The sequence below is a fragment of the Rhizobium sp. KNZ2-6A genome (assembly GCF_056755475.1).
Genome location: NZ_JBNDIC010000096.1, coordinates 1 through 8,108, shown reverse-complemented (window position 1 = coordinate 8,108; position 8,108 = coordinate 1). Strand labels below are relative to the sequence as shown.

Annotated in this window: 8 protein-coding genes and 2 pseudogenes; 6 read left to right on the top strand and 4 right to left on the bottom strand. The window is 57.7% G+C overall.

Translation table 11 applies throughout. The features are described from left to right. Positions 1 to 191 precede the first annotated feature (191 nt). From ACPYOP_RS32145 to ACPYOP_RS32130, 4 genes and pseudogenes are all read left to right on the top strand, one after another. Complete coding sequence (locus ACPYOP_RS32145; RefSeq protein WP_481414256.1) at positions 192 to 539, top strand: recombinase family protein; 348 nt, start codon at positions 192 to 194, stop codon at positions 537 to 539. A gap of 43 nt (positions 540 to 582) precedes the next feature. Continuing rightward, positions 583 to 1,556, top strand: a pseudogene (locus ACPYOP_RS32140) (tyrosine-type recombinase/integrase); the annotation flags it as partial. 394 nt (positions 1,557 to 1,950) lie between these two features. Then, positions 1,951 to 2,676 (top strand): hypothetical protein, encoded by a 726-nt coding sequence (locus tag ACPYOP_RS32135; protein ID WP_481414254.1) that lies wholly within the window; start codon positions 1,951 to 1,953, stop codon positions 2,674 to 2,676. Between the two features lie 79 nt (positions 2,677 to 2,755). Beyond that, positions 2,756 to 3,920: pseudogene (locus ACPYOP_RS32130) on the top strand (IS110 family RNA-guided transposase). 38 nt (positions 3,921 to 3,958) lie between these two features. Here ACPYOP_RS32130 and ACPYOP_RS32125 read toward each other — a convergent pair. From ACPYOP_RS32125 to ACPYOP_RS32115, 3 genes are all read right to left on the bottom strand, one after another. Next, positions 3,959 to 4,663, bottom strand: coding sequence for a LysR family transcriptional regulator (locus ACPYOP_RS32125; RefSeq protein ID WP_481414253.1), 705 nt, complete (start codon positions 4,661 to 4,663; stop codon positions 3,959 to 3,961). 67 nt (positions 4,664 to 4,730) lie between these two features. Beyond that, the gene (locus tag ACPYOP_RS32120; RefSeq protein ID WP_481414255.1) at positions 4,731 to 5,000 is read right to left on the bottom strand and encodes a glutathione binding-like protein; all 270 of its coding nucleotides are present in this window, start codon (positions 4,998 to 5,000) and stop codon (positions 4,731 to 4,733) included. 154 nt (positions 5,001 to 5,154) lie between these two features. After that, entirely contained in the window at positions 5,155 to 5,343 is a 189-nt protein-coding gene (locus ACPYOP_RS32115; RefSeq protein WP_481414252.1) for a thioredoxin domain-containing protein, read from the bottom strand. Positions 5,344 to 5,440: 97 nt separating this feature from the next. On the opposite strand from ACPYOP_RS32115, the gene ACPYOP_RS32110 reads away from it, so the two are divergent. Beyond that, positions 5,441 to 6,298 (top strand): LysR family transcriptional regulator, encoded by an 858-nt coding sequence (locus ACPYOP_RS32110; RefSeq protein WP_481414251.1) that lies wholly within the window; start codon positions 5,441 to 5,443, stop codon positions 6,296 to 6,298. Positions 6,299 to 6,864: 566 nt separating this feature from the next. Next, entirely contained in the window at positions 6,865 to 7,464 is a 600-nt protein-coding gene (locus ACPYOP_RS32105; protein WP_481414250.1) for an MFS transporter, read from the top strand. Positions 7,465 to 7,524: 60 nt separating this feature from the next. On the opposite strand, the gene ACPYOP_RS32100 is transcribed toward ACPYOP_RS32105, so the two are convergent. After that, entirely contained in the window at positions 7,525 to 7,719 is a 195-nt protein-coding gene (locus tag ACPYOP_RS32100; RefSeq protein WP_481414249.1) for an HNH endonuclease, read from the bottom strand. Positions 7,720 to 8,108 lie beyond the last annotated feature (389 nt).

Genomic DNA, 8,108 nt, shown 5'->3' with positions numbered 1-8,108 from the left:
CGACCGAAACTTCTCAGCAATGATCTACGCTTGCGCTGCCGTCATAAATTCGCGATGAATCTCAACAAACCCTAGTCGCCGACGATTTACTCAATCACGTTCCCGCTGGCACAATTGTGTTGGCTGACAAGGCTTATGACGCCAATCGCACCCGCATCGACCGACTGGCCGGATCACTGCGCGATCTTCAGGTGATCGTCGATCGGCTGAAGGCCAAGGGCGCACATCTGGTGGCCACAGCGCAGCCCGTCGATACTTCCACAGCCGCCGGCAAGGCGTTTTTCGATATGCTTGGCGTGTTCGCCGAGTTCGAAACCAACCTGCGGCGCGAGCGACAAGCGGAAGGCATCGCCGCCGCCAGGAGACGTGGCATCTACAAAGGACGCCCGCCGAAGATCGATCGCGCCGAAATCCTGCTTCGCCTACAACAGGCCCAGGACCCAGCAAGATCGCCGGCGATCTCGGCATATCACGCGGCACAATCTATCAGGTGCGCAAAAGTACCTTCGAATGACCGCTCAAACGCCGATGTTCATTAGTCGTTCTGCCGCTTGGCCAAAAGCGCGGCTTCGAGCCGACGGGGCCAATCTCGAGGCCCGGTGCGAACTTTCCACCGGCGATCCCCTGCCCTGGCCGGCACCAGAAAGTCTCGTGCTGAAGTTCGTTGCCCATCATCGCTGGGACCCTATTGAACGCGCCGAAAATCCCGATCACGGCATGCCGGCCGATATCGAGACCGGATTGCGCGCGACACGGTGCGCCGGCGGCTGACCTCCTGGTCGATCCTGACCCGCTGGCGTAGCCTGACGGGGTGTTTTGCCGCCCCTTCCCTGAAATCCGCCTTGCGGTTAGCCATTCGCGCCGCGCCGCGGCAACGCCGCCGCAAGAGCAAACAGACCATCGCCGGCGATATCCTGGCAAAGCTGCTGGCCACTTGCGCTGGCGATCGCCTCGTCGATCTGAGCGATCGCGCTTTGCTGCTGATGGCCTTTGCCTCCGGCGGCCGACGGCGCTCGGAAATTGCCGACCTGTGCGTCGAGGGTCTGGCCGAGGAGGAGCCGGTGCATGCCAATCCGACCGACACCGCCTCGCCGCTGCTGCCGTGTCTGACCATCCATCTCGGCCGCACCAAAACGACGACGGTGGACGACCGTGTCCACGTCGTTCTCATCGGCAGGCCGGTCGCGGCCCTCAAGCAATGGATTTCCGAGGCCAGGATCGAGAGCGGACCGCTTTTTCGGCGTATCGACCAATGGGACAACATCGATCGGCGGCCACTGACGTCGCAATCGGTCAATCTGATCCTCAAGAGCAGATGCAGGCAGGTGGGTCTGGATGCGAAGACGTTCTCCGCGCATGGGCTGCGGTCGGGCGACCTGACCGAAGCCGTCAATCGTGGCGTCCCGCTGCAGGAGGCCATGCAGCAATCCCTCCATGAGTCCACGACGCAGGCCGTCAGCTACTACAATAATGCCGAGCGGACGAGCGGCGCGACTGATCAGTTAGGACATCAGTCCAGGATGAACCGATGCGATATTCGCCCGGCCAGCCGATAATGGTAGGCAATGATGTTATGGTGAATGGCATGACGGGAACAGTCGTCTGCGATTTCGACTATCGCGTTTTCCTGGCCGGCTATGCCAGGTGGGATATGCCGGACGTAAAGATGGCGCCCTGTCTTCGGGAATTATGATTGACACGACCGCAATGGGTTTGATCCATTACGAAGAAGGAAATGGAGACATCGCGATCCTCCAGATGGAATAGCCCTAAACTGGTGCGCGTATGGAAAGATATTGCCATGATAATCCTCCCCGTGAATAAAGGCCTTTGAAAGTAGGATTTTCTGGGAAAGATGCTCGAGGAGAAACCGCGATGATCTCAAGCCCGCTCTCGGATAATATCGATCCACTCCACATAGCTACACCACTATCAGTGACACGGTCTGCAATGAAGGCATTTCTGACGATAGGAGCTCTGTGCATTTTCGCCATCTCGGTCCGTGCGGATCCGGCGGATGTTGCGCTCATCGCGCAGCCGCCCCTCGCCGAGGGCGTCGCGGCCACGCCACGCCTGGCGTCCTCTCATCCTTTCGCGCCGGGGATCAACGACAGCTTGGCTATTCGCGACGGCGGCGGCATCAAGACCGGTGTGGAATGCCGGAGCAGCGGCAAGGAAGCCCGCTGCACGCGATCCGTCGAAGTGACCATGCAAGGCCCGCGCTTTCTCAGCCTGTTGATCCGCGACAATTGGAGCTTTGCCGGAGAGAGTTTTCCCACCATCTACAACCGCGCATGGGTTTATGATCTCCAATCCGGCAAGCCTGTCCGGTGGACAGGACTGTTGCCGCGTTCTTTCGAAGCCAAACAAGCGCTAGTCTATGGCAGCGACAGTTCAGCAACGCATACCATCACCTCGCCCGCCCTGCAGAAGCTCTATCGCGAGGCAATCATGCATAGCGGGGATGAGGCCTGCAAAGCCTGGCTCGCCGGGTACACCACGCCTTTCCGCTTCAATCTCTGGCTCGACGCCGGAGCGCGTTCCCTGGTCGTGGGAGAGAACGACATTCCTCTCTCCAGAAAAAAATGCAGCATGCAGGTCAGCCTCTCCGCCGAGACCCTTCGTAGACTCGGCACTGCTCCCGCCTTGGTTGACGCACTTTCCTCCGACCATTGAAGATCCCATGGGCTGGATGACGGCCGGCGTTTTCGCAAAAAAAGTGGCCGTATTGCTAACCAATTATTCTGAGGATCAGATGTTCACGACTGAAAAAGCGCCGAGTGCCATCCAAACCAATCTTGCAGCCATCTTTGTCTCGATGGAGCTCTCGCGCTCTACCTGACTCGTCACGTCCCTGTCCCCGGGCAACGGCGAGAAGATGTCGAAGCACTCCGTGGCAGCCGGCGATCTTGCCGGCCTGTTCGCCTTGTTTTCAAACCTGCGGGCGGGAAGTTGAACCAAGACCGGGCTGACCTGGCCAATCATCACGATTCAGGAAACCGGCCTCGACGGCTTCTGCATCCATCACTCGCTTGTGAAGGAGGGCATCGAGAGCTACGTCGTTGACGCGGCGTCGATCGCAACGCCACGCCGTCATCGGCGGGTGAAGACCGATCGTGTCGATGGCGAGACGTTGTTGCGGGCCTTGCTGGCTTTCAAAAGGGAAGAGCCTCGCGTTTGCACGATGGTGCGTATAATCACGCACGAGAAAGAGGACCGGCGTCGAATTAGCCGGGAACGCAAGGCACTTCTGGCCGAACGGATTGGTCATGTGAACCGCATCAAGGGCCCGCTTTGTTCGAAGGGCATAACCGGCTACGAGCCGCTGGGCAAGAATCGGCGCGAGCATCTCGAAGAGCTAAGAACGGGTGAGAGGCTTCCATTGCCAAAGCACATGAAGGCCCAGGTCGTCCGGGAGTTGGATCGGCTGGAACTGGTCATTGGCCAGATTGATGTGGTCGAAGATGAGCGTGTTACCCTTCTCGCAGAGCATTGCGCCGACTACACAGTGCCGTTGCCAGTCGCGATGTTGCTCGGAATGAATGGGCTTGGCACCGAGTTCGTTAACATCTTGTGGTCGGAAGGTCTGCTCCGGCCTTTTGACAATCGTCGTCAGGTCGCCGCCTATGCGGGGTTGGCTCCGACCCCTGGAAGCGCGGGTCGATCGACCGGGAGCAGGGCGTGTCCAAGGCGGGCAATCCGAGATTGCGCACAACACTGATCCAACTTGCCTGGCTGTGGCCGCGGCATCAGCCGGGATCGACATTGGCGCAATGGTAGAGGGCTCGCGTCGAACGCAACGGCGGGAGGATGAAGAAGACGGCCATTGTCGCGCTGGCACGCAAGCTGCTGGTGGCGCGCTCTGGAAGTATGTCACCTCCGGGGTCATTATCGACGGCGCTGTCATGAAGGCGGCATAGCTCTCCTATTCTTCACCCTTTCCGATACCTCCAGGGACTCATGAACCCTGGCGGTTCCGGGCCAACGACCGATGTGCCCCTTGGCGACATGCCGAATTAAAGAATGGTCTGGTCGACCAGAGCCCTGCCCGCCGCAAGCGGGATATTGGCGCGACTGAAATCGATGCCGACCGAATGTGAGGTGGATGAGGCTCGGCAAGAACGAGCCGCGTCTCGTAGTGGGCCGGGAACCTGGAGCCGAAGCCTTTAAGGATGTCGATATGATCTAATCGACTTGACACGGATGCGCCCATGTGAGGGGCACAGATATAGGAGCTCCGTGGGAATCTCTGCAGGATTTGTGCGCTGACGGGAACAGTGCGGTTAGCGGGCGTCGTGTTCGGCATACGAACCGCGAATTTCAGCGAAAGTTGCTGTCTTCCAGCCATGTCGAGGAAGCAGCCCGCCGTGAGGGCATGAACGCCGACGTGCAATTCGCCTTCCTCGCTTCTGGCTTGCATTCCGACCATCTTGACCGCCCGATCAAGGATACTCAACGCTTCAAAGACTTGGTCAACGAAGCGGCGTCCGGTTTCGGTTAATCGGACGCCGCGTGTGTTGCGGTCGAACAGGACGACGCCAAGATCCTGCTCCAGCGTCCTGATGCGAGTGCCGATGCTCGATTGGCTGGTGCCTAGTACCTGCGCCGCGCGGTGGAAGCTGAGACATTCTGCAACGGCGAGCGCCTGGGTCAGCGCGGCCATCGGTATGCGGTGATGTGGTAGAGGCGCGTTGCCGGTTCCGGCGCGCTTCGAGGGCCGCCAACGCTTTTCATTCCACTGGCGAGATTTCCGCCTCGCGCGCATGGGCCGAGGCAACGGACGGGCGGTTGGCGATGCGTTCGATATAAGCCGCGATATTGGGCCAGCGGCCTAGATCAATGGAAAAGCCTGGCATCCAGCCAAGCACAGCGAAAAGATAGGCGTCCGCCACCGTGAAGCCACCTCCCATCATATAGTCCTGATTTTCCAGCGTCGTCTGGACAAGGTCAAAGCGTTTGAAGAGCCGAGTCTTGAAAATATCTCGCGCCGTGTCCGGCAGTTCCTTGTTGAACAGCGGTGCCGAGCCCGAATGAATCTCGCTGGAGATGAAGTTGAGCCATTCCTGGGCACACGCTCCAGTGTGCCATTGGCCGGAGCCAACCCTGTCCCAGGTTTCAAGTCGGCCAGATACTGAACCAGCGCTGGCCCTTCGGTCAGGATTTCGCCGCCATCGAGTAGCAGGGCGGCAACATAGCCCTTGGGATTGATGGCGAGGAAGTCGTCCCTTCGGATGTGCGCTTGGTGCGGTTGTTCACCCGCACAAGATCATAGGGCAACTCGAGTTCCTGCAATACAATATGGGGTGAGAATGAGCAGGTGTCGGGGGCAAAATAGAGCTTCATGGGACTCTCCGAAGGTATGGACGCAAACGCCATTTGCGCTCACCCTCCGAAAGAAGTAAAATTATCACCAAAGAATCTTAATATAAGATAAACTAATATGAATCTCACTCAACTTCGTAGCCTGATCGCTGTTGCCGAAGCCGGGAGCTTTACGGCGGCTGCCGAGATGGTGGGGGTAACCCAATCTGGCATCAGTCAGGCGCTTGCGGCGCTGGAAGAAACGCTCGGCGTCAAGCTCCTCGCGCGGCAGCGCCACGGTGTCGAACTGACCGCTTTCGGTGAGCGGGCACTGGACCATGCCCGTGCCGCGTTCGCGCATCTGGAGTCTATCCGGCAAGAAGCCGCGACGGCGGCGGGAGAGGAAACTGGTTCGATCCGCATTGCGGCGTTCCCAAGCGTCTTCGCCACCGTGCTGCCGCCTTTGATGCGCCGGTTTCGCCAACTGCATCCCGGCGTTGAGGTCATCGCACTGGAGACTGATGACCGCGAGGTGGAAGCATGGCTTGAGGCAGGATCGGTTGATCTCGGCGTGGTGCTTAATCCGCCTCCCGACAGCCCGGCGGTGCTAATCGGCCAGGACGAATGGGTTGCCGTCCTGCCAGTGGGCCATCGTCTTGGTCGACGTGATTTCCTCTCCCTTTTGGAAATTGCTCCCGAACCATTCGTGCTTGCCACCGGCGGATGCCATATTCATGCACGCACGCTTGCGGAAGCAAGCAACCTCTCGCTAATGGATGTGCGGATGGAGGTGCGTGATTGGACTTCCGCAATCGCCCTCGTGCGCGAGCGCGTGGGTGTCAGCATCGTGCCGGAATCAACCCTGCCGGAGAAGCATAAGGGATTGTGTGTGGTGCGCTTTGATCCGCCGCTATTTCGCCACTTCGGACTGATGGCAAGCCAAGGGAAAAAGCTATCACGGGCTGCCGGCCTGCTTTTGAAAATGGTGAAACGCTAAGGGTGCCCGTTAACTACTGTTCCATGTTGGTGGTTTATATGCCCAATCCCCGCTGCCGGCTCAACTGCCAGACATCGATCCACGTTTCGGACAATGGCTCGTTCCTGCATGAGCGCGTCGAAATGATCGTCGTTCATGAAAGCGCAGGCATGAAGGTCGAAGTTATGGAAGCCTCCTCAAACCGGTCAGTTCCATCCGCTTCCCGGATCAGGAACTGCCAGCCAGTGGCCACTCCGGAAACAACCTGTACGATATCGCCAGGGCGAAGATCTGCGGCCTTCAAAACAGGGGTTCTTTCATCTCGCTCTTCGGCGCCACGGAAGACTGACGCTATCATAGCTTCGGGGCGTCGTCCTATCGATTAGTAGCTGCGCGGCCAGCACGGGTCGCTTAAGTTTGATAGTGCTACTAGGGGCTTGGACTGTCGGGCTGTCTCACAACCGCACCAGCCCCGCGCAAAGAGACGGCCGGATTCTAACACACCCACGGCTGGATGCCTTATCAAGACTGCCATTTTCTCACAGATCACACCGTGCCGGCGACGCAGCAGGCGAGGAGTAAGTAACATGTCAGAATTACCCGAAAGTAATGTGTCTGCGCCGTGGCGACAGATGTCAGTTTGCTTCTCAGCAACTTTTATTGCCGGTATTGCTCCCGCGATCATTCATTCTGCTCTTTCAGAGTTCCAATCCCTCTTCGCGATCACAGAATCTGAGGCCACTCGTGCGCTCATTCCCGGCACTGTTCTTTTTTTCTGCGGTCTGATTTTTGGCTCTCGCCTGGAAACATGGCTGGGAATGAAGCGCTTTGCCATTCTGGGAACTTCTTTGTTCACCTTGGCATCGCTGGTTGCAGCTCTCGCGCCCAATCTCCCTGTTTTCATGTTGGGGATGGCCGGCCAAGGCCTAGCAAGGGGCTGCATGGTGCTCCATGGGCTTGGGTTCCTCGCGACCAAACTATCCCAGGAAAGGCGCGCCGGGATGTTGGGGCTGCTGCTCTTCTTTTATTTCCTTGGAAGTGCATTAGGCCCAGTCTTGGGCGGGATAGTGACACACACTTTTAGCTTCCAGTGGACGTCACTTATTTTCGTTCCAGCGGGAATGGTGATCCTGGCGCTACAGGTGCTGCTGCCTCCCAATACGGAACGCGAAGCAGCCGCCGAATAGCTGAAGCAGCCTTCGCGACTGGGACGGGAAAACTACACATAGTGCCGGCCGTTATCGAAATCAGCTTTCAGACGGCCTACTGACCTTGAACCGACCATCCGGTGAGACAGTCACATATCCAAGGTCGAAAAGCCGATCGATGTCAGTGCGAAGGAGCAAACCGTTCGAAGCCGCGTGTTCTCCACCAGCCTTCTGTCGTTTTGCATTTAATCGCGAGACTCCGCATCCAATAATTTCAGCAAGATAGCGCGGCACTTAAATTGAGATCGGGCACTTAATCTGAGATTCTGGGTTCGATTTTAGCACTTAATGTGAAATTCACCGCCTTAGAAAAGATCACCACCTACGGCCAAGCATTATCGGGAAACATTTGATATCTCAAAAGGTTATTTCGAAATCGGAGAGCGTCAAGCGCCGAGAATCGCGCCGAAAAATCTCAAATTAAGTGCCATGACCTGCCAGAACGGGCGCATTCTTACAATTAAGTGCAAAACGACACATCCGACACCTCCAAAGCCCGGACGTGGGCGGCATCCAAAATCGGTAGGTATCGCGTCCGCCGAGGTGGAGATTTTCTTGATTGCAATAAATATCGTTCATCCTGTCTTCTCGTTGCCTTATAAACCACTAGTAGCGATAAAGCT

Excerpts from the sequence above, each read along its gene's own strand:
- ACPYOP_RS32135 (WP_481414254.1), top strand. The coding sequence starts at position 1,951 with ATGAAGGCATTTCTGACGATAGGAGCTCTGTGCATTTTCGCCATCTCG.
- ACPYOP_RS32110 (WP_481414251.1), top strand. The coding sequence starts at position 5,441 with ATGAATCTCACTCAACTTCGTAGCCTGATCGCTGTTGCCGAAGCCGGG.
- ACPYOP_RS32105 (WP_481414250.1), top strand. The coding sequence starts at position 6,865 with ATGTCAGAATTACCCGAAAGTAATGTGTCTGCGCCGTGGCGACAGATG.
- ACPYOP_RS32115 (WP_481414252.1), bottom strand. The coding sequence starts at position 5,343 with ATGAAGCTCTATTTTGCCCCCGACACCTGCTCATTCTCACCCCATATT.
- ACPYOP_RS32125 (WP_481414253.1), bottom strand. The coding sequence starts at position 4,663 with ATGGCCGCGCTGACCCAGGCGCTCGCCGTTGCAGAATGTCTCAGCTTC.